The organism is Agrobacterium sp. 22-226-1 (assembly GCF_053522345.1).
Genome location: NZ_JBNWCP010000008.1, coordinates 240,540 through 259,317, shown reverse-complemented (window position 1 = coordinate 259,317; position 18,778 = coordinate 240,540). Strand labels below are relative to the sequence as shown.

Here is an 18,778-nt window from a genome sequence, read left to right as displayed (position 1 = left end):
TAGCCCCCGCTGAAAACACGCAGGGCAAGGTTCAAACATGGGTCAATTCTCGATGGAAATATCCTGGGCTACCGGGTCAGTTCTCAGTGGAAATCAACACTTTGAGCGCGAGCAGGTTGTCGCCATGGATCAGGATGTTGTCGAAGATGTCGTTGTCGGTTACGTGCGCCTTGGCGTGGTAGGATATACTTTCGTCCTCCAGCAGGATGCGCGGCTCCAGGTGCGGGCGTTCGTTCTTGCCGATCCAAGTCAGTTCCAGCCGTTGTTTCCGCCCGCTCATGACGCCATCCTTTCTTCTCGTTTTTGTTGGTACTCGTAGGATTCCAGCAGGAACTCGCAGAGCGTGAAGGCCACATTGACTGCAAGCCGCGCATGGTGAGGCGCTGGGTTGTACTTCCGGGCGTGCCGGTCGCTGGCCTTGTTGGCAAGCTCGAACAGGCCGCCGATCTGGCGTTGCAGCCCCTCTAGGATGGCTTTCAGGTAGCTTTCCAAGGAGTCGTTCTTCGGCACGAGATGCAGCGGTTCGGCAAGGAGCTTGTAGAGCGCACGAATGTCGCCCTCGTTCTCGTTGAAGGCGGTCCCGGTTTTGCGAAGGAGCTGTTTCAGGAACTCCTCGACCAGCGTGTAGGCGCTGGCGATGGCCCCGGCATGGTCGCCTGCTTCGATCTTTTGCCGCGCCTTTGCGATGTGCTCAGTGATCGATTCCTCTGACAATTTGATAAGTGAAGGCGAGGCGACGATTGCTGAGCGAAGGGACCGGACAACAAAATATGGCTCAGTTTCAGCAGTATCTCCGGCCATGCGGAGATACCGTTCCTCGACGACAACCTCGTAGCCATCGCGTTTGAGGAATGTATTGAGGTGAGCGCCCGCGTGCTGTGGGTCGAGTCCATCTTCCCCCCAGAAATCGAGTGCGTTGCAGATTATACGGTTCATCTGCTCCGTGCCGTTGAATTTCTCCAGCTTCTCCTTTGTGTAGGCAAAACGAGAGGGCGCGCCGGAGCTGGGATGCAAGTCCCGCTCGCCAAAATCCCGGAAGAAGTCCGTAATCTTACCGAGCGTTCGGTAGGGAGAGAGCTTAGTGGCCGAGCCACGCGGCCCGTCTCCCGTAATGATCTCCGCTAACGCGGTTATCGTCCGATGCGAGATGTTCATGCCACCTCCCACCGGATGGTGAACAGGTCCGTCAGGGCAGGTTCGAGTTTCAGGCTTTCCTGAATCTGGTCGAGCATGGCCTCGACCTCGGCGCGGATGGTGGCGCGGCGGTCGAAGAACTCGGCTTTCAGCTTGTCGCGCTTGCCTTCAAGCCCGCTGATGCGGCGCTTCTCGGCCACCTTGTCAGCCATCGCCAGATTGGAGCCGCGCATCGCCTTCTTGGCCTCGCGGATTTCTGTTTCGACGGTTTTGATTTCCGTCTCGAAGGCCCGTTCCAGGTCCGCTGCGTAGTCGTCGAGCTTTTCGCTTTCAAGGTCGAGCCACTCGGCGTTCTGCTGCTCGGCCTCGTTGAGCAACGCTTTACGCCGCTCTGCCTCGGCCGCCTTCAACTGTTCTTCGGGTGCGGCGCCGTCCACGGGCTCGTTCTTCGCAGGCACATGGAACAGGCGCTCGAAGGTTTCAGTGTGGACGGTGGTGCCGTCGTCGGCGACGACGGAAAGCACCAGATACTCGCGGGTGATCTTGGGCGTCTCGATGTGGAGCTTGCCGACTCGCGCCCATCCGGCCTTGCCGCGCAATTGCTCCACGTCGGCCAGCCGTCCGCCAGGATAGGCGGCAAGATCGAAGCGCAGGCAGGATGGCGCATCGAAGCGGCGTCCCTTGGCACTGTTGACCAGACTGGTCGCCAGCGTGCCCTCCAGAAGGCGGAAGAATTTCCAGCCCTTCTCGTCGGCCAGCGGCCATTCAGTGGTAAAGGTTTCGCCGCGATAATCGAAGCGGCGCTCATTGTCGGGGTGGAAACGCGCGTCGGGAAGCTCGGCGCGCGCCACGTAAAGAAGCTGGCGCTCGAACTCGGAGAGGCGCTGGACGATTTCCTGATCGCGGGCTTTCAGGCGGTCGATCACCCGTTCGTCCATATTCTCCAGAAGCCGCCGCCGCGCGTCGAGCACCTGCTCGTTGATCTGCGCTTGAAGCTCGTCTTGGAGCTGGTCGAAGGCCATGTTGATCTGCGCCTCGTCGCGGGCGCTTTGCACGATCTCGAAGATGCGCCGCTCGATGTCCACGCCGCGCTCGATCACGCCCAGCACTTCGTCGCTCGCGCCGAACACTCCCTTGAACAGGTTGAACTTCTCGTCGAGAAGCTGATGCACCCGCCGTTCGGCGTGGTTTTTCAGGTTGAGGAAATTGACGACGGTGACGTCGATTTTCTGGCCGTAGCGGTGGCAGCGGCCAATGCGCTGCTCCACCCGCTGCGGGTTCCACGGCAGGTCGAAATTGATGAGCAGCGAGCAGAATTGTAGGTTGATGCCTTCCGCGCCGGATTCGGTGGCGATCAGGATGCTCTTGCCATCTTTGAAGGCTTCGACGATGGCGGCTTTCATGTCGGCGGTTTTCGAGCCGGATACGGCGTCGGAGCCTTTATGGCGCGCCAGCCAGTCCTGATAGATCGCCTTGCTGGCGGGATCGTTGTTCTGGCCATTGAGCAGGGCGACGTCGTTGCTGTAGCCGTTGGCGGCGAGAAGCTCGGCGAGATACCCTTGGGTACGCACTGACTCGGTGAAGATCACCGCCTTGCGCTGGCCGCCCTTGGCGACGATTTCATCGAGGACTTTCGGTAGCGCCTTGACCAGTTCCAAGCCCTTGGCGTTCTGGCCGATGACGAGCGCCAGCGTGCGGTAGCCCTCAAGCTCGGCGATTTCGGCTTCCAGCTTCTTGGGGTCGATAAGCGGCTCGGCGTCCGTGTCCTCGCTATCCCCAAGCTCCTCGGCGTCCTCGTCGATCACGTCGTAGTCGGCGACGGTTTCAATATCGACCGGCCGCATCTGCTTGAGGCGGTCGATGATCTTGGTGAGGGTTTCGGCGACCGCGAAGGTGGATGACCCGAGGATTTTCCGCACCACCATCGTCACAAGCTGGTTGGGCTTGTTTCCGAAAGCGATGGTGTCGGTGCGTTGCAGATAGGCCGACACCCCAGTGTAGAGGCGCATTTCGTCCGGTGAGGGATCGAACTGCACGGTAAACGGACGGCGTTCGGTGTAGCGGATGAGGCCCGCCTGCTGGACCTGGCGGCGCAGCGTGCGCTTGCAAATCGGCTCCAGCCGTTTGCGCAGGAACACGAGGCCGTTCCTTGCGCCCGGCCCCGCCACATACTGGCTGCGGAACGAGGCTTCATCGCCGAAGTGGCGCTCGTCCACGACGGAGACGAGGCCATAAAGCTCCATAAGGGAGTTTTGTAGCGGCGTGGCCGTCAGCAGCACCTTGAAGGAGGATTTGGTGGCGTCGCGCAGTCGCTTGGCGCGCGTCGAGCCGTCCTTCTTATAGACGTTTCGCAGACGATGCGCTTCGTCGAACACGACCAAATCCCAGCCGCCGCGCGCGATTTCGGAGTCCTTGAGAGCGGCGAACTCGTAGGACGTGATGACGATTTTGTCCTTCTGGTCGAAGGGGCGGGCCACGCCTGCCTTGCGCGCCTCATTGTAGGTCTTGCTCTCCACGATGACGGAAGGCAGCGAGAACTTGTCGTAAAGCTCCTGGCTCCATTGCTTGCGCAGCGAGGCGGGCACGATCAGCAGGATGCGGCGGCGGCGCTCTGCCCAACGCTGGGCGATGACCAGGCTGGCCTCGATGGTCTTGCCGAGTCCGACCTCATCGGCCAGCAGCACCCCCTTGGAGAGCGGCGACGCCAGCGCGAACAGGGCGGCGTCCACCTGGTGCGGGTTCATATCGACGCGAGCGGTGGAAAGCGACTGCGCGAGGGCGTCCTCGCCTGTGCCCTCCAACGTCAGGCGATGCGCGAAGAAGGCTGCCTGCTGTGGGGAGTAGTAGGCCGACGCGAGTGTCGCGCGGCCTTGGGACCTCGTTTCTGGTTCCGTTTCGGGTCGAGGCCCTTCATTGGCTGGAGCCGCTCCCTTTTCGATCCAACGAGTGATGGTCGCGCGATCAAAGCGCCAGGATCCGCCGACCTTGACTCCGGGAATCTTGGCGTCGGCGGCCAGCTTGTAGACCGTCTTCTCGTTGATCTTGAGGAGATCCGCGACCTCCCGGATTGTCAGAATATTTTCCAGCATGTCGGAATGATGCCGCGATTCCTTGCCGACAGCAAGAGAAAATTGGAGAAAATTGGAGAAGTTGGTGCGAAAGCGCCCCACCCGAAGGCGGGGCGCAATGACGAAGGATCAATCGGTTACGATCCTGCCCGCGTCGCGTGCGCGCTTCGCATAAAGGCTCAGCCGATATTCGGCGGTGAAATACAGGTCGCGTTCGATCGGCAGGCCGAGCTTGCCACGCACGGACTGGATCTCAGACAGGCTGACGTAGCCGAGTTCCGGTTCGCCCAAGCCGAGATCGCAGAGACCGAACAGACGGTCGGGGTCGGCGGGATCGACTTCGGTGATGAGCCATGTTGCGCCGGCATTGGGCGTGAAGAGCTTGACGATGGGGCGTGGGTCGATGTCCTCGCCGGCGGCGCTGCGCGCGCCGTTTGCGAGGAGTTGGGCGAGTTGGCTTTCGGTGATGAGCGGTTCGGCCATGATTGCCTCCATTCGGTGTCACCCTCCAATCGAGGGCGAGGAGGCGTCAGGCCGACGCAATCGAGCGCCGCTGTCAGGCCCAACACGGTTTGGCGCGGGCCGGGCTTGACTGCGCCGCGGCGGCGGCCAGCATTCCGATAGTCCTCGTCGGGAAGGACATGAAAGGAGGCAAGCTGACCAATGCCGAGACCGGAGATCAGCAAGCCCCAATTCTCGCAAAAGGAGGGCCTTAGATAGCTATGGAGTAGACATAGTTCTCATCATCACCCGGTGCGGCGCGCCAAATACCACCGACTACCCTCTAGGGCCGTCGATAACCGCCGAATGTGCGCCCGTGCAAAGAACGCGAACGACCACCGCACGAAAAAGTGTGGAAACGGGGGCGTTTGGCGATGAAAAAGTTTGAAACGTTTCTGGTCGAATAGTCGATTTTGACCCTGCGCAAATGTGGGATATGGGTTTTGGACGACCGCTATGCACGCGCATGTCAGCCGTGCTCCGGCCGCCCACTACCCTAAGACTGCACTTAATCTCAGGCGACCTCGTGCAGGGTAGAGTGATCAACCGGCTCCATGATCCGCACGCAGCCACGAGAGGCCAGTACAGCGGTGACCGTGCCCTACAGGTGTGGGGCCCGCCGGCTGGAAACTGGTCCATGCTTCAAGCCTAATCGGCTTCCTTCCGCGTCACGTGTCCTTCGTGCTGGGGCAGTGCGTCTGTGATGGTGAACCAGGGCGCTTTCGAGCCGACGAAGATGTGGTCCGTCGGTGAAGTCGACGGAGCATCGATCAGCGTCCCCATCGTGACGTGAACGAACCCTCCGTCAACGCGAGAGAACAGCAGGGGACCGCATGTTTTGCAATGCTCATCGTTGAACTGGCCTTTCGCGAATGAGGAGATTTCCCTTTCACCCCGAATGACAGTGAGTTCTTCGCCGTGAATGCGGGCGAATGCCTTGAACGCGGACCCCGTTGTGCGGCGACAAGCTCCACAATGACAGTTTGCTGCGAAGATGAACGCGTCGGTGACCTGATAGCAGACTTTTTGGCATAAGCAGCTCCCCAGCAATCGGCGCTTACGGTTCTTCCCGCTCATCTCTTTCTCCGCAGTCGTGATCATTGACTCCTCGCAGACGGCTGCGTCGCTGCGACCGCCAGCCAATGGTCATCGGTCCTAACCCGAGATCGATACCTTGGCTATGAAGGCAAGGACCATCGCGTTGAATTCGTCCGAACGCTGTAGCGGCGCAAAGTGACTAACGCCGGGCAAAATGATTAATTCCGCCCCCGGAATAGCGTCAGCCAGGTAGTTGGCATGCTCTCGCTTGATGAATTCGTCATGCTCGCCGAGCGCGACGATCACCGGCACCTCGATAGCGCCAAGGTCCTCTTTGGTATAGTTCGGCTGGGTTCGCATCATCAGCCCCACCGCGCTGACGAACCGGTCGAAGTCGGCTGGCGTGGTGGAGAGCATGGCGTAGTCTTTCCTGTGTCGACTGAAGCAGCGATCGAGAAGCGGACTCGGTTCGATCTGCTTTGTGCCACCAGGATCCATGTTGCAGGCAAAAAAGAAGACGCCTGCCACGCGTGCTGGTGCCTTGGAGGCAAGTACCAGAGCGACGCAGGCACCGTCACTCCAGCCGACGAAGGCAGCCTTGTCGAGCGAAAGGTGGTCCATCACAGCCACGACGTCAGAAGCCATGAGTTCATAAGAATATGGCCTATCATCGCGGGTGCTGCGGCCATGCCCGCGACTGTCGATCGTCACGACGCGGTGGCCCGCTGCTACCAAGGCCGGCACCTGATATCCCCAATTGCCGCTGTGGCCGAGTCCGCCGTGCAACAGGATGACGGGAGGACCACTGCCAAATGACGCATACCAGATCAGCGCTCCGTCATGCTCCACGCGATCCTCTCGATCGGGAGCGGGGAGAAGGACGGCTCCATGCTCGGCAAACCGGGTAAGGTCGTCGTCATATAAACTCATATCGAATTCCGTGTTTTCGAGAGTTATGCGCGCTATACCATTGACAAATACCGACCGTAAGGTATGAATATTTACATGTCAAGGCCAACCAAACATGCTCCCGAGCGCGGTGATGCCCGAGCCCGGCTCCTGAAAGCTGCAAGCGACACCATCCGCGCCAAAGGCTTCGCCTCGGCGAGCATTGATGATCTTTGCAAGGCGGCTGAGGTAACCAAAGGAGCATTCTTCCACAGCTTCGGCAGCAAGGAAGCCCTGGGAGTTGCAGCTGCGGAATTTTGGAGCAGAACCACCTCGGACTTTTTCGCCGCGGCTCCCTATCATCACCCTCCCGACGCGTTGGGGCGGGTGCTTGCCTATGTCGCTTTTCGCAGAGCGATCATCACGGAGAATCTTGCGGAGTCCAGCTGTCTGGTCGGAACGATGGCTCAAGAGACCTACATGACCTTCCCCAGCATCCGCGATGCGTGCGGAGCCAGCATGTTCGGTCATGCATCGACGCTAGAGGCCGACATTGAACTGGCCCGCCATCAGCGCGGTGTTACGGACGATTGGACTGCCGAAAGTTTGGCTCGATACACGCAGACTGTTATCCAAGGAGGATTTGTCCTTGCGAAGGCGGGGAATGACGCGGAGCTGGCGCGCGAAAGTCTTGCTCATTTGGAGCGGTATATTCGGCTTCTGTTTCGCGTTGCGGAGGAAGGGACGTGAGCGAGATCGATCAGAGCGCGATCATCATCACCCGGCGCGGCGCGCCATTTCTCGGGGGCTTCAGCGTTTCACACTACCCCTGAAACAATCACAGGAAACATATCGAGGGTAAGCTTCAAGAGCCCCGGATGAAACGATCCGGCTCGGGCTGCGTCAAAAAGACCCTGCCCGCGTGCATGAATTGGCGTTGTTGAAGCAACAGTTTTGAGGTAGCCCTGTCCTCGATAGATTGTATCAAGCAACAGACTGGAAATGCTCAAATGATGGATTGGGATTGGGTAGATTTGTTCCCCTTGGTCTTCTTTCCGTTCAAGATTATCGTGTTGGGCACGGGCATGTTCTTCGCCATCAAGTGGCATCACGATCAGGCGAAGAAGGAAAAGGGCCCCAGCGGACCGTAAGTACCCGCCGGTCGGGCAGCGAAAATTTCAGATTTCAGCAGGTGGATGTTTTCGCGCGTGAACCGGTGCCGGGGAACCCCATGGCGATGGTTGCCGATGCGGATGATTTAGCCGTCGCGAAGATGTTGCGTTTCGCACGGTGGACATCGATTTTGCCAGAACGGCTTTCGATTGCGCCGCATCGTCGTTGAACGCCGGCGGGGATGCCTCCCCGCCGAAACGCATGTTGGAAACGGATCGCCGCTCAGAACTCCTGCCAGTCGCCCTTCGTATCGACGGCGGCGTTGCCCGAAAACGCCGAGGCGATCTTGCGGCCCAGCGCGCGGACCGGGGACGCCACATATCTGTCGTTACCGCCGGCGCTGCGGACCGGCGCAGGCTGGCTCTTTGGCTGATGGGCGCCGTCGGCAAGCCGGAACTGGGAGAGCAGCTGGTTGAGAGACGCCACTTCCTTGGCGAGGCTGTGGCTTGCGGCATTGGTTTCTTCCACCATGGCCGCATTTTTCTGCGTGTCCTGGTCCATCTGGTTGACAGCCGTGTTGATCTGCTGCAGTCCGGAAGACTGTTCCTGCGCGGCCTCCACGATGGAGACGACGTGCCGGTTGATTTCCTGCACTTCCGAAACGATGGTCGCCAGCGCCCTGCCGGTGTCGCCCACCAGCTGAACGCCCTGCTGCACCTGATCGTTCGAGGTGGTGATCAGCGCCTTGATCTCCTTGGCGGCATGGGCGGAGCGCTGGGCAAGCTCGCGCACTTCCTGTGCGACGACGGCAAAACCCTTGCCGGCCTCGCCCGCACGCGCGGCTTCCACGCCGGCATTCAGCGCCAGAAGGTTGGTCTGAAAGGCGATTTCGTCGATGACGCCGATAATGTTGCTGATCTCATTGGCGGATTTCGCAATCTGCTCCATGGCGACGACGGCGCGGCGCACCACATCGCCGGATTGTTCGGCGCCCGCCTTGGCACGGCTGACGATCAGGCCCGCCTCCTGCGCACGCTTGGTGGAATCCCTGACCGTCGTGGTGATTTCTTCCAGAGCGGCGGCGGTTTCCTCCACGGCCGCAGCCTGCTGCTCGGTGCGCTTGGCCAGATCATCGGCGGCAGATTTGATCTCGTCCGCACCCGCGCCGATGCCGCTGGCGTTCTCAGCCACCTTGGTCAGAGCCGCCTGCAGCTTTTCGGCAGACATGTTGAAATCGTTGCGAACGGCGTCGAGCGTGGCGGTGAACGGCTGACCGATGCGATAGGAAACATCGCCTTCCGAAAGCTTCGCGAGACCGGCTGCGAGATTGTCGACGGCGAACTTGACGTCGGCCGCTTCCCTTGCCTTTTGCTGCTCGCGCTCCATCCGGTCTTTCTCCGAGAGGCTGCGATTGGCTTCGGTTTCCTGTTCGAGACGAATGCGCTCGATGGCGTTTTCGCGGAAGACCTGCACGGCCTTCGCCATCTGGCCCACTTCATCCCGGCGCGCCATGCCGTCGATTTCCGTCGCCGTCTCGCCGCCGGCAAGCGACACCATGCGCTCGCGCAGGCGGGCGATAGGGGTTGTGATGCCGCGGGACGCCACGAACAGCGCCAGAATGATGCCGGCCGTAAAAGCGATGCCGACAACCAACAGCGAGGTGAAGATGGTCGAATTGGTCTGGTCCGTCAGTTCGTCGCTTCGCTCGCCGACGCCCTTGGCGAGCTTGTCCAGCAGCGCCGTCAGGGCAACCGAAGTCGCCTGAATGGAGGCGTCCGCCTTGAGCAGCTGGGCAGCGGATTCTTCATTACGGTTTGCCATACCAAGTTCGACAGCCTTGTCCGTCATGGCGGTTATGGCCTGCGACTGCGCAACGAAGGCGTCCATGGCGGCGGACTCTTCGGGAAAAACAGTCTTCACATTATTGAAACGCTGCAGGAGCGCGCCCTTGCTGTCACTGTAGGCCTGCTTGGCGGCCTTTATCTCCGCCCCGTTCGCGTCATAAGCCATGACCTGATAGGCGCCATAAGCCAGGGCAACCAGATTTCGGTTGGCACGCGCAAGCTCCACCAGAGCGGCGTTGTCGTTGGTGATAAAGAGCGAGTAGGTCGTGTCCGCTTCCTTGTAGCGGGTGGACATGAAGGCGGCGGCGCCAAGGCCGACGATGCAGAGCGGGAGAATGAGCGACAGGATTTTGGTGCGGATACTGGCGTTTTGAAGAAAAGACACGGAAAGCCTCACGTCATTGAAAAAACCGCTCCTTCCCCGTGCCGGAGGTGTTTGGCAAGACTGACATTGCACGTCGAACGCCCCGATCATCGAGACTTCGCTAGCCACATCATAGGCTCTGGCCGCATCTGCATCATGCATGCGCCGCAGAAAGCTGCCCGTCCCTTCAAATACGGGGAGGCCGCTCACCACGGTTGGCGCGGTGGCCCGCCAGCAGGCGGGACGCCAAGCCGAATTGCCGGAAAAAGGCGGAAGCATGTAAACTTTCAGCCGTCTCATCCGGTTTATTTTCCAATACAATGATTATAGTCAAAAACTTTATAATTCCTTCACGACGGCGGGCAAAGCACGGATGTTTTTGCCCGGGAGACCCGCCGTCCACCGCCCGGCACGAAAGGCCGGCCCTTCGCAGGCCGCACATCGCTGCAAAATGGCGGTCACGCTGGCCCCGCGCGCCAGCGTCCCGGCCAGATTGAAAATCCAGATGGCGTATCCCGCAATGCTGCCGGACAACATCCGAAGCGTCGGCAGAACGTGGCGTCAAAAGTGATGCCGGGCGTTCAGGCGGCCGCGCGCCGCAGCGCTGTCGCAACCGTGTGGATATGCGCCGCACCAATGCCGCAGCAGCCGCCGATCATGGTCGCGCCCGCATCCGCCCAGGAGCAGGCAAAACGGGAATAGACATCGCCGGTCAGATCGGCGCGCGTGCCATGCAGCCCTTCATTGGCGGCGGAATCGCCCTGTTCGCCTTCGAAGGCATTGGCGTAGACGCCGATTTCCAGCGACACAGTCTTTTCCGCGAAGACGGCGGCGGCCGTCTCGACGGCGGCCTTCATGACTTCCGGCTTGCTGCAATTGAACAGAAGGGCGGCGGCACCCGATTGCGCCGCCCATTCGGCGGCGGCCCTGACCGTTTCACCGGAGCGAAGCGCAGGCTCGCCGCCGGCCGCAGCCGCATCGTCGTTAAGCGTGAAGGAAATCCAGAACGGTTTGCCGGTCGCGGCAACGGCCTCGCGCACCGCTTCGCCCTCGGCTATCAGGCTGAGCGTCTCGCCGAGCCAGACATCGACATGAGGCGCAAGATTGTCGACCAGCACCTTCAGATAGGCCTGCACCCGGCCCGCATCGAAATTCTGCGGCTCATAGGAACCGAAGATCGGCGGCAGCGAACCCGCCACCAGCACCTTGCGGCCGGAAGCATCCGCCGCCTCGCGCGCCAGCCTGCCCGAAAGGGCGATCAGCGATGCGCCATCCTTCTGGAAACGCTCTTCGCCGATGTGGAAGGGCACCAGCGCATAAGAATTGGTGGTGACGACATCGGCGCCGGCTTCGATGAATTCCGCATGCACCTGCCGAACGATATCGGGCGCGTCGATAAGCGCCAGCGCCGACCATTCCGGCTGTTTCAGCTCTGCCCCGAGCCGCTGCAATTCGCGGCTCATGCCGCCGTCGAGGATACGGATTGTGCTCATGGTCATACTCCCTGAATGTTTATCGCCTGACCGGCACCTGCTGTTCGACAAGGCCGAAACAGCGGGCGATGATGGCGGTGAGAATGAGATAAAAGACGGTGACGACGACCAGCGGTTCATAGACCAGAAGCGTATCCTGCCGCACCTTGTAGGCGACGGCGTAGAGGTCCATCACCGTCACGGTGAAAGCAAGCGGCGTGGCTTTAAGCTGCATCACCACCTCGCCGGCAATGGTCGGCAGCGCGATGCGGATGGCGCGCGGCAGCCAGATCCGGCGAATGAGGGTGAAACGGCCCATGCCGAACGCCCTGCCCGCCTCCAGCTCGCCTTTCGGCACCGCCAGCAGCGCGCCGCGCAGAACTTCCGCCTCATAGGCCGCATAATTCAGCGTGAAGCTGACGGCCGCAAAGAAGAACCCTTCGCGCAGCACCGGCCACATGAAGCTCTGGCGCAGGCCGGGGATCATCGGCAGAAGCGAGCCGACACCGTAATAAAGCAGCCAGAGCTGGATGAGCAGCGGCGTGCCCCGGAAGAAGGTGCAATAGGCCCGCGCCAGGATTTTCGTCACCCGCCCGCCGCTCACCTGCGCAAACGCAAGCCCGATGGCGAGGAGAAACCCGATGCTGACGGAGATGACGAGCAGCGCCACCGTCTGCCATGCACCCGAAAGAAGCAGCGGCCAATATTTCGCGACCCAAGAAAAATCCATGCCGTCCCCTCCTCAGGCCAGGGCCGGCTGGCCGCGCCGCACGCTGCGTTCGATCAGCGAAAAAACGAGGTTCGAAACAAGCGTGATGGCAAGGTAAAGCAGGGCGGCGGCAAGGAAGAACAGGAAATATTGCTTGGTGCTGGCCCCGGCGAGACGCGTCGCCAGCGCCAGTTCCTGATAACCGACGACCGCCACCAGGGCGCTGTCCTTGGTCACCGCAAGCCAGAGATTGCCGAGCCCCGGCAAGGCGTTCGGCAAAAGCGCCGGCAAGACCACCCGGCGGAACCGTAAGGCCGGCGACATGCCGAAAGCGCGCGCCGCCTCGATCTGGCCGCTCGGAATGGCAAGGATCGCCCCGCGCAGCACCTCGGTCATATAGGCCCCCTGCACGAAACCCAGAACCGCAACGGCAGCGACGAAACCGTTCACCTCCAGCGGCGGCATGCCGGCCAGCAGCAGCAGCCGGTTGAGGCCGTCCGTACCGGCATAATAAAGCCCGACGATGAGGATCAGCTCGGGAACGGCGCGGATCGCGGTGGTATAGAGGTTGAGCAGCAGGCCAAGAGGCCTGTTGCCCGAAAGCTTGCCAAGCGCCCCGGCCATGCCAATGGCAAGGCCGATCAGATAGGCGCCGGCGGAAATGGCGAGCGTCGATGCCGCACCCTTCAACAGGGTGCCGCCCCATCCCGGAGGATAGGGAGACAGAAGTTGCAACGTGGTTTCAAGGCTTGCCATATGCGTGACCGATCAGACCGAATTACTGCCCGTAAATATTGAAGCTGAAATACTTCCTGGTGATCTCGTCATATTTGCCGCTGGCGCGCACGGCGGCGATTGCCGCATTCAGCTTGGCCTTGAGTTCGGTGTCTTCCTTGCGCAGGCCGCCCGAAACGCCGAGACCGAGGATTTCCTTGTCGTCGGCGACATCGCCCATGTCGGCGCAGCAATCCTTGCCCGCATCGCTCTTCACGAAAGCGTCGAGAACGATGGAGTCGCCGAAGACGTAGTCGATACGGCCGGCCGCGAGATCCTGAAACGCCTCGTCCAGCGTCTGATAGGTCTTCTCATCGGCGACACCGGCGAAATATTTCTTGTAATATTCGGACTGGATAGTGGCCACCTGAATGCCGATGGTCTTGCCCTTGACGTCCTCGGCCGTCGCACCCGCCTTTTCGCCCTTGGCGCCAATCAGCTTGCTCGGTGTGTTGTAATATTTATCGGTGAAATCGATGATCTTCTGACGCTCTTCCGTGTTCGACATGGATGACCAGATAACGTCGAATTTCTTCGTCTGCAGCGCCGGGATGAGGCCATCCCAGGAGAGTTCCACGATCGAGCATTTTTCCTTCATTTCCGCGCAGACGGCGTCCATGAGGTCGATTTCCCAGCCCTGCCACTTGCCGCTGGCATCCTTGGCGAAGAAGGGCGGGTAGGCCTCGTTCATAATGCCGAAGCGCACCTCGGCGCTGGCCGTGAAGGCGGAAAACGCAAATGCCGTTCCGGCAAGCAGCGTGGCGAAGAATTTCATTCAAGTCTCTCCTGTTAAAACGGACTGTCGGGCAAAAGGGTCAATTGGCAAGCGCGCCGGTAAATTCCCGGCATCGGGCGCTCAAGGGGTTTCCGAACACCTGCGCCGGCGGCCCCGCCTCCTCCACCCGGCCCTGATGCAGAAACACGACCTGCGAGGATACATCGCGCGCAAAGCGCATTTCGTGGGTGACGAGCAGCATGGTGCGGCCTTCCTCGGCCAGATCGCGAATGACCTTCAGAACCTCGCCCACCAGTTCGGGATCGAGCGCCGAAGTGGGTTCGTCGAACAGCATCACCGCCGGCTCCATGCAGAGCGCGCGCGCAATGGCGGCGCGCTGCTGCTGCCCGCCGGACAGGAATGCCGGATAGGCGTTTTTCTTGTCATAAAGCCCGACCTTGTTCAGCAGGGCTTCGGCTTTTTCGACCGCCTCCTGCCGCCTGACGCCGAGAACATGAACGGGCGCCTCGATGACGTTTTCGAGAACGGTGCGATGGGCCCAGAGATTGAAATTCTGGAACACCATGCCAAGGCCGGTGCGCAGTTTTTCCACCTGCCGCCAGCTTTTCGGCACGGCCTTGCCGTCGCGGCCGGTTTTCGTGGCGATTTCCTCGCCATTGACGATGACGCGGCCGCGATCCGGCGTTTCGAGGAAATTCATGCAGCGCAGAAAGGTGCTTTTGCCGGAACCGGAGGAACCGATGATCGAGATGACATCGCCCTTGTGGGCTTGCAGCGAAACGCCCTTCAAAACCTCATGCGTGCCGAAGCTCTTGTGGATGTCATCCGCCTCGAGCGCGCAGGCGCCTGTATCTGCCATCGATTGACCTAGCCGATCCGTTTTTTGAGTGCCGCCGCGCCAATAGCCGGGGTTTCGCGGTGCGACGTGCACAATAACAAAGACTTGAGCCGCGCATGTTTAGCGAAAATAGCCGCAGACGCGCGCAACAATCGGCTCTTTTACATATTTGCAACGAAAAATCATTTCAAAATATCACCTGGAGCGAACGACAGGGGAAGCCTGCCCCCGCAGCGGTGCCGGGGCAATGCCCGCTCCACCGCCGGCTCTCTCCGGTTCCCCCTCCGCCTCGTCCTCCACGAGGCTGGCATTGGCCTGAAGATGCAGGCCCATCACGGCGACGATGAGGAAAAACCAGACGAAGCCGGTGCTGAGGAAAAACAGCGTTTCCAGAAAGCCGTAGAGCAGCACATAAAGCCATACGCCGACATAAAGCCGCGTCAGCGGACTGTTGCGCGTGGCCTCGTTCATTTTGCCGAGATAGTGCAGCGGCAGGAGATAAATCCACACCATCACCAGCACCAGCCCCGGCACGCCGCCGGCCAGCAGAAGGTCGAAATAACCATTGTGCGAATCCGGCGCGGTCGTCGCCCAGGTATTGTTCTCGGTGAAACTCGACATCAGGGCGTCGCTGCGCCAGAAGGCCTGATAGCCGTATCCCAGAAGCGGGCTTTGGCGGATGTAATCGATGGCGACGGTCCAGATATCCCGTCTGCCGGTAAAGCTGGCGTCGAGCCCGAGCTTCGTCAGCATCTGCGAAAAGACGGGATCGACCGTGGTGCCGACGGTCACCAGCGCGAAAACCGCCAAAAACAGGGTCACGACCGTATAACGCCAGCGCGGCCAGCGCAGGATGAACCAGCCTGTCGCAATGATGATCGGCATCAGCCCGAGCGCGGTCTTGCCGCCCGACTTGACCAGAAAGACCAGCGACAGCAACAGCACCGACAGCCCGCCGATAAAGGACCAACGCTTGCAGAGATAAATACCGACGATAATCAATACCGCCATGACCGAGGCGGCCTCGTTCTTATGGCGGAAAACCCCGCGCCAGTCCCCCGCCAGCAGCGGCTCCAGCGCATCGCTGGCCTGATGGATCGAGCGCGAGGGCAGCACGGTGATTCCGAAATAGCACAGGAACAATATGATCAGGGCGCATGTGGCAAGCAGCGTCGTGAAATGCCGCTCGGTGCGCGGCAGTTGCAGGAAGCCGCCGGCAAGCACGCAGATAATGGCGCACATGACCAGCCGTCTGAGCGAAAATAGCGGCGCTTCGCCCGCAAGCGAGGTCAGGACAAACCAGCCGAAAATCGCCGCCATCAGCAGGCGCGGCATGAAGAGGATGGAAAACGACCGCTCCTTCGCCATGAAAGCCAGGAAACTGAAAAACAGGATGATCGCGGTCAACTGGTTGAGCAGGTTGGACCCGGCCGCCATGGCGGAGCCCTGATAGGTCGATGAGAGCGAGATATAGGGCGAAAAGCCGACCGTGAAAAACAGGAACGTCACGTAAAACAACGCGTCCCGCCAGTAGCCACGCCCCTGTTCGCCATGCGCTGCATCCATAAGGGGTTTTTCTCTCCCTCTTTCCTGAAGCCACCCGCATTGAAACTCGTGCTTCGCATATTCGATAATACGAATATCCCGCGCAAATCCTATTTTTTAGTTATCCATGATGCACGGGAAAATAGCGCCGAGATTGTGCGCTTTTCCTCGGGAAATCGGGGCCCGGAGACAAAGGACAAGACGGAAGCTTGCCAAATTTGACGCCAGGCCCCAAAAAATCGCCTACAAAAATTTATCCATATTTCATCCAAAGGTTGCTTGCTCGAGCGTATTTTGTTAACCTCAACCGACGCGGTTTATACAGATTAATATATTGATATTAATATGATTTATTCCAAATCCGATACTTTCTAGCCCACCGGATTGCAGGTTTTATATCTATATTAATACATTCAAATATACGCTGCCTATGGTTGATTTCGTCAATGCACAAAAGGTGGGGGCCGACGGTGGACGTTCCGATACACACCCATATGGACGATGGCGATAGCGGTCACTTGACACAACGCCCGGTTCAAATCGGTGTGTCCGGCATCCGCCCCATGCGCAGGGAAGACGTCCCGGCTGTCGAGGCCGTGCTCAACAGCGCTTTCAAGAAGACCGGGCAAGAGCGGAACTTCGATTTCGGCTCTTATATCGAAAAACTGTTTTTCGGCAGTCCCGCCTTCAGTCCGGAAAACGGCAGCGTTGTCTACGATGCCGGGGAGAACGGGGTCACCAGCGTCATTCTCGCCGTGCCCATGCGCTTCGTTGCGAATGGAAAAACCATTACCGCAAGGCTGCTCTGCGCCTTCGCATCGGACGGGAAACGCGGCGCACTCGGCGCGGCTCGCCTGTCCCGCGGCATGCGGGCATCCAAACACGACATGTTGTTCTCGGATACGGCTTCACCCGTCAGCGCCGATCACTGGGTGGCGACCGGCGGCAACATGCTGCCTATTGAAAGCCTGCAATGGCACAAAGCGCTCAAACCCTTCTGCACCATCGCGCTGCGCATGCCGCGCCGTTCGAAACTGGCAAAGACCACGCTGGCGCTCACCGCGCTCGGATTTGTGGATGGAATTCTGCGGCGGTGGAAAAAGGGTCTGAGACCGCAGGAAGCCGCGGGCGCCACGGTGAGAACCGTGGATTACGAAACCTTCCGACACAGGGCGCTCGCGATGATCGAGCGTTTTTCCATTCGCCCGGAATGGTCTCACGAGGAATTCCACTGGCTGATAGAGATGAGCAGGGCCAATGAAAGCCTCGGCGAACTGAAGGGCGTGTTGATCGAAAATGCCGAAGGCCATGCCATGGGCGCTGCGCTGTTTTTCGGCCAGCGGGGCAGAACGGCCTATGTGCTCAATCTCGTCTGCGATGCCGGTTGCGAAAACGATGTGCTCAACACCCTGTTCCGCCATTTCGATGACGAGAACTATGCCCATGTCACCGGCATGGCGCAGCCCTTTCTCATCAACGCGCTTTACCGCCAGAACCACATGAGCTTCCGCCATGACGGCTATTTCTGCATGGCGACGCGCGACGACGCCCTGCGGGAAAGGGCGCTGGCCGGCGATATCTATATTGGCGGACTGTGCTCGGAGAGCTGGAGCAAGCTCATCACCGACTATTGAGCCCCCGCCCCGCCTCACGACGGAAGACGGATCGAAACCCTCAAGCCTTGCTGAACCGCGCGACATTGGCCGAGATGAGATGGCGCAGCGCTTTCGCGTAACGTTTGGAGCGCGTCTTGGCCGCCAGCGCGCTGGTCCAGTCCACCATCGACCCGTTAATATCGAAATCGCCGAGCTGGCCTTCCGGAATATCGCCCTTTTCGATGCGCTCGACGATGGAGGCCAGCGCCGCATAAAATTCCGGCGAGCGATAGGGCGGATGCAGTGAATACATGCCCTTGCCCGTGCCGAGAAAATCGAGGCGATAAACACCCTTGCGCATCATGTTCGTGCTCAGCACCTCCTCGGCGGGCATCGAGACAGGCTGCTGGTTATAGGCATAGGAGCGGATGCGCCGTTTGACATCGGGCTTGAGCAGTTCCAGCGAGCCTATGCGTTTCGCAAAACGTTCCATGTCGATCATGAAAAGCCGGGTGGAAACGGTGGCGAAACGCCAGGTGGGAATGCGCGACGGCAGCTTGCGCGGCGCAGGAATATTCTTCACGCCGGGCATGCCGACATGGCGGGAAATATCCAGATCGCCGCGCACCGTCGGCGGCCCGGAAAAGGGCGTGATGCACAGCGCATCCGGATTGGCCTTCTGGAGCGCGATGGCCTCGCCGAACCAGCTCTGGCTGCCGCCGCCGAACATCATGTCGCTGTCCATATGCAGCACATAACGGGCATTGGCACGTTTCAGCCCGTAGAAATAGACATGGAAAGGCCCGCCATCGAAAGCCTTGGCGGGATAGGGGATCGGCGAGCGGGGAAAGAAGGTTTCCGTCACGGCGCTGCGCGCCGCATCGCTGTAATCGACGATATCCACATGCAGATGCGGATAATTGGTCTGCATTTCCTCCAGCATGTCGAAGAGACGCTGGCGCGCCGCATCGAAACCGTTGCCTTTGTAGCGACCGGCTCCCACCTGGCCCGTATCGACGGTGAGGAGAATGCGGTCCACCTGTCCGCCCCAGACCCTGAGCTGATGCGGCAGGGTCAGGGCCGCATGCGGGGCATCGAAGGGGTGCAGGTTGATTTGCAGCGCCTTTTGCACGGGAGGAAGCGGCATTTCAGCATTCAT

Annotated in this window: 17 protein-coding genes; 3 read left to right on the top strand and 14 right to left on the bottom strand. The window is 60.1% G+C overall.

Annotated features, from left to right (window positions below):
- Positions 1 to 76: 76 nt before the first annotated feature.
- The 6 genes from ACQZ5K_RS16145 to ACQZ5K_RS16120 form a co-directional block, all read right to left on the bottom strand.
- The gene (locus ACQZ5K_RS16145; protein ID WP_448740824.1) at positions 77 to 280 is read right to left on the bottom strand and encodes a hypothetical protein; all 204 of its coding nucleotides are present in this window, start codon (positions 278 to 280) and stop codon (positions 77 to 79) included.
- Positions 277 to 1,155, bottom strand: coding sequence for an abortive infection family protein (locus ACQZ5K_RS16140; protein ID WP_448740823.1), 879 nt, complete (start codon positions 1,153 to 1,155; stop codon positions 277 to 279). The genes ACQZ5K_RS16145 and ACQZ5K_RS16140 overlap by 4 nt, the downstream gene beginning before the upstream one ends.
- Positions 1,152 to 4,223: an SNF2-related protein gene (locus tag ACQZ5K_RS16135; protein ID WP_448740822.1), complete on the bottom strand. Its 3,072-nt coding sequence runs from the start codon at positions 4,221 to 4,223 to the stop codon at positions 1,152 to 1,154. Before ACQZ5K_RS16135 ends, ACQZ5K_RS16140 begins: the two co-directional genes overlap by 4 nt.
- Before the next feature lie 108 nt (positions 4,224 to 4,331).
- Positions 4,332 to 4,685, bottom strand: a complete 354-nt coding sequence (locus tag ACQZ5K_RS16130) for a DUF2958 domain-containing protein (protein WP_448740821.1) — start codon at positions 4,683 to 4,685, stop codon at positions 4,332 to 4,334.
- A 666-nt stretch (positions 4,686 to 5,351) separates the two neighbouring features.
- Positions 5,352 to 5,780, bottom strand: coding sequence for a GFA family protein (locus ACQZ5K_RS16125; protein WP_448740833.1), 429 nt, complete (start codon positions 5,778 to 5,780; stop codon positions 5,352 to 5,354).
- Positions 5,781 to 5,858: 78 nt separating this feature from the next.
- Positions 5,859 to 6,671, bottom strand: a complete 813-nt coding sequence (locus tag ACQZ5K_RS16120) for an alpha/beta fold hydrolase (protein ID WP_448740820.1) — start codon at positions 6,669 to 6,671, stop codon at positions 5,859 to 5,861.
- 75 nt (positions 6,672 to 6,746) lie between these two features.
- Here ACQZ5K_RS16120 and ACQZ5K_RS16115 point away from each other — a divergent pair, with 75 nt between their 5' ends.
- Positions 6,747 to 7,379: a TetR/AcrR family transcriptional regulator gene (locus ACQZ5K_RS16115; RefSeq protein WP_035236863.1), complete on the top strand. Its 633-nt coding sequence runs from the start codon at positions 6,747 to 6,749 to the stop codon at positions 7,377 to 7,379.
- Positions 7,380 to 7,639: 260 nt separating this feature from the next.
- On the top strand, positions 7,640 to 7,780 hold the full coding sequence (locus tag ACQZ5K_RS16110; protein WP_020808870.1) for a hypothetical protein: 141 nt from the start codon (positions 7,640 to 7,642) through the stop codon (positions 7,778 to 7,780).
- Positions 7,781 to 8,024: 244 nt separating this feature from the next.
- Here the strand turns inward: ACQZ5K_RS16110 and ACQZ5K_RS16105 are convergent, their stop codons facing one another.
- The 7 genes from ACQZ5K_RS16105 to uppW form a co-directional block, all read right to left on the bottom strand.
- Positions 8,025 to 9,971 (bottom strand): methyl-accepting chemotaxis protein, encoded by a 1,947-nt coding sequence (locus ACQZ5K_RS16105; RefSeq protein WP_448740819.1) that lies wholly within the window; start codon positions 9,969 to 9,971, stop codon positions 8,025 to 8,027.
- A gap of 560 nt (positions 9,972 to 10,531) precedes the next feature.
- Positions 10,532 to 11,443, bottom strand: coding sequence for a homocysteine S-methyltransferase family protein (locus tag ACQZ5K_RS16100; RefSeq protein ID WP_448740818.1), 912 nt, complete (start codon positions 11,441 to 11,443; stop codon positions 10,532 to 10,534).
- Between the two features lie 19 nt (positions 11,444 to 11,462).
- Positions 11,463 to 12,152 carry an ABC transporter permease gene (locus ACQZ5K_RS16095; RefSeq protein ID WP_448740817.1) on the bottom strand — a complete coding sequence of 230 codons (690 nt, stop codon included), beginning with the start codon at positions 12,150 to 12,152 and terminating at the stop codon, positions 11,463 to 11,465.
- A gap of 12 nt (positions 12,153 to 12,164) precedes the next feature.
- Complete coding sequence (locus ACQZ5K_RS16090) at positions 12,165 to 12,887, bottom strand: ABC transporter permease (RefSeq protein ID WP_448740816.1); 723 nt, start codon at positions 12,885 to 12,887, stop codon at positions 12,165 to 12,167.
- A gap of 22 nt (positions 12,888 to 12,909) precedes the next feature.
- Positions 12,910 to 13,680, bottom strand: a complete 771-nt coding sequence (locus ACQZ5K_RS16085) for a transporter substrate-binding domain-containing protein (RefSeq protein WP_020808862.1) — start codon at positions 13,678 to 13,680, stop codon at positions 12,910 to 12,912.
- 40 nt (positions 13,681 to 13,720) lie between these two features.
- Entirely contained in the window at positions 13,721 to 14,500 is a 780-nt protein-coding gene (locus ACQZ5K_RS16080) for an ABC transporter ATP-binding protein (protein WP_020808861.1), read from the bottom strand.
- A 174-nt stretch (positions 14,501 to 14,674) separates the two neighbouring features.
- Positions 14,675 to 16,045: a Wzy-type polysaccharide biosynthesis protein UppW gene (gene uppW / locus ACQZ5K_RS16075; RefSeq protein WP_448736472.1), complete on the bottom strand. Its 1,371-nt coding sequence runs from the start codon at positions 16,043 to 16,045 to the stop codon at positions 14,675 to 14,677.
- Positions 16,046 to 16,587: 542 nt separating this feature from the next.
- On the opposite strand from uppW, the gene ACQZ5K_RS16070 reads away from it, so the two are divergent.
- Positions 16,588 to 17,658, top strand: coding sequence for a GNAT family N-acetyltransferase (locus ACQZ5K_RS16070; RefSeq protein WP_448740832.1), 1,071 nt, complete (start codon positions 16,588 to 16,590; stop codon positions 17,656 to 17,658).
- A 40-nt stretch (positions 17,659 to 17,698) separates the two neighbouring features.
- On the opposite strand, the gene uppG is transcribed toward ACQZ5K_RS16070, so the two are convergent.
- On the bottom strand, positions 17,699 to 18,778 hold the full coding sequence (gene uppG / locus ACQZ5K_RS16065) for a polysaccharide biosynthesis glycosyltransferase UppG (RefSeq protein ID WP_448740831.1): 1,080 nt from the start codon (positions 18,776 to 18,778) through the stop codon (positions 17,699 to 17,701).

Bases quoted from the DNA above. Each gene is read 5' to 3' on its own strand.
- ACQZ5K_RS16125 (WP_448740833.1), bottom strand. From the start codon at position 5,780: ATGAGCGGGAAGAACCGTAAGCGCCGATTGCTGGGGAGCTGCTTATGC.
- ACQZ5K_RS16115 (WP_035236863.1), top strand. From the start codon at position 6,747: ATGTCAAGGCCAACCAAACATGCTCCCGAGCGCGGTGATGCCCGAGCC.
- ACQZ5K_RS16110 (WP_020808870.1), top strand. From the start codon at position 7,640: ATGATGGATTGGGATTGGGTAGATTTGTTCCCCTTGGTCTTCTTTCCG.
- ACQZ5K_RS16080 (WP_020808861.1), bottom strand. From the start codon at position 14,500: ATGGCAGATACAGGCGCCTGCGCGCTCGAGGCGGATGACATCCACAAG.
- ACQZ5K_RS16145 (WP_448740824.1), bottom strand. From the start codon at position 280: ATGAGCGGGCGGAAACAACGGCTGGAACTGACTTGGATCGGCAAGAAC.
- uppW (WP_448736472.1), bottom strand. From the start codon at position 16,045: ATGGATGCAGCGCATGGCGAACAGGGGCGTGGCTACTGGCGGGACGCG.
- uppG (WP_448740831.1), bottom strand. From the start codon at position 18,778: ATGAATGCTGAAATGCCGCTTCCTCCCGTGCAAAAGGCGCTGCAAATC.
- ACQZ5K_RS16100 (WP_448740818.1), bottom strand. From the start codon at position 11,443: ATGAGCACAATCCGTATCCTCGACGGCGGCATGAGCCGCGAATTGCAG.
- ACQZ5K_RS16095 (WP_448740817.1), bottom strand. From the start codon at position 12,152: ATGGATTTTTCTTGGGTCGCGAAATATTGGCCGCTGCTTCTTTCGGGT.
- ACQZ5K_RS16120 (WP_448740820.1), bottom strand. From the start codon at position 6,671: ATGAGTTTATATGACGACGACCTTACCCGGTTTGCCGAGCATGGAGCC.
- ACQZ5K_RS16140 (WP_448740823.1), bottom strand. From the start codon at position 1,155: ATGAACATCTCGCATCGGACGATAACCGCGTTAGCGGAGATCATTACG.
- ACQZ5K_RS16085 (WP_020808862.1), bottom strand. From the start codon at position 13,680: ATGAAATTCTTCGCCACGCTGCTTGCCGGAACGGCATTTGCGTTTTCC.
- ACQZ5K_RS16135 (WP_448740822.1), bottom strand. From the start codon at position 4,223: ATGCTGGAAAATATTCTGACAATCCGGGAGGTCGCGGATCTCCTCAAG.
- ACQZ5K_RS16090 (WP_448740816.1), bottom strand. From the start codon at position 12,887: ATGGCAAGCCTTGAAACCACGTTGCAACTTCTGTCTCCCTATCCTCCG.
- ACQZ5K_RS16070 (WP_448740832.1), top strand. From the start codon at position 16,588: ATGCGCAGGGAAGACGTCCCGGCTGTCGAGGCCGTGCTCAACAGCGCT.
- ACQZ5K_RS16130 (WP_448740821.1), bottom strand. From the start codon at position 4,685: ATGGCCGAACCGCTCATCACCGAAAGCCAACTCGCCCAACTCCTCGCA.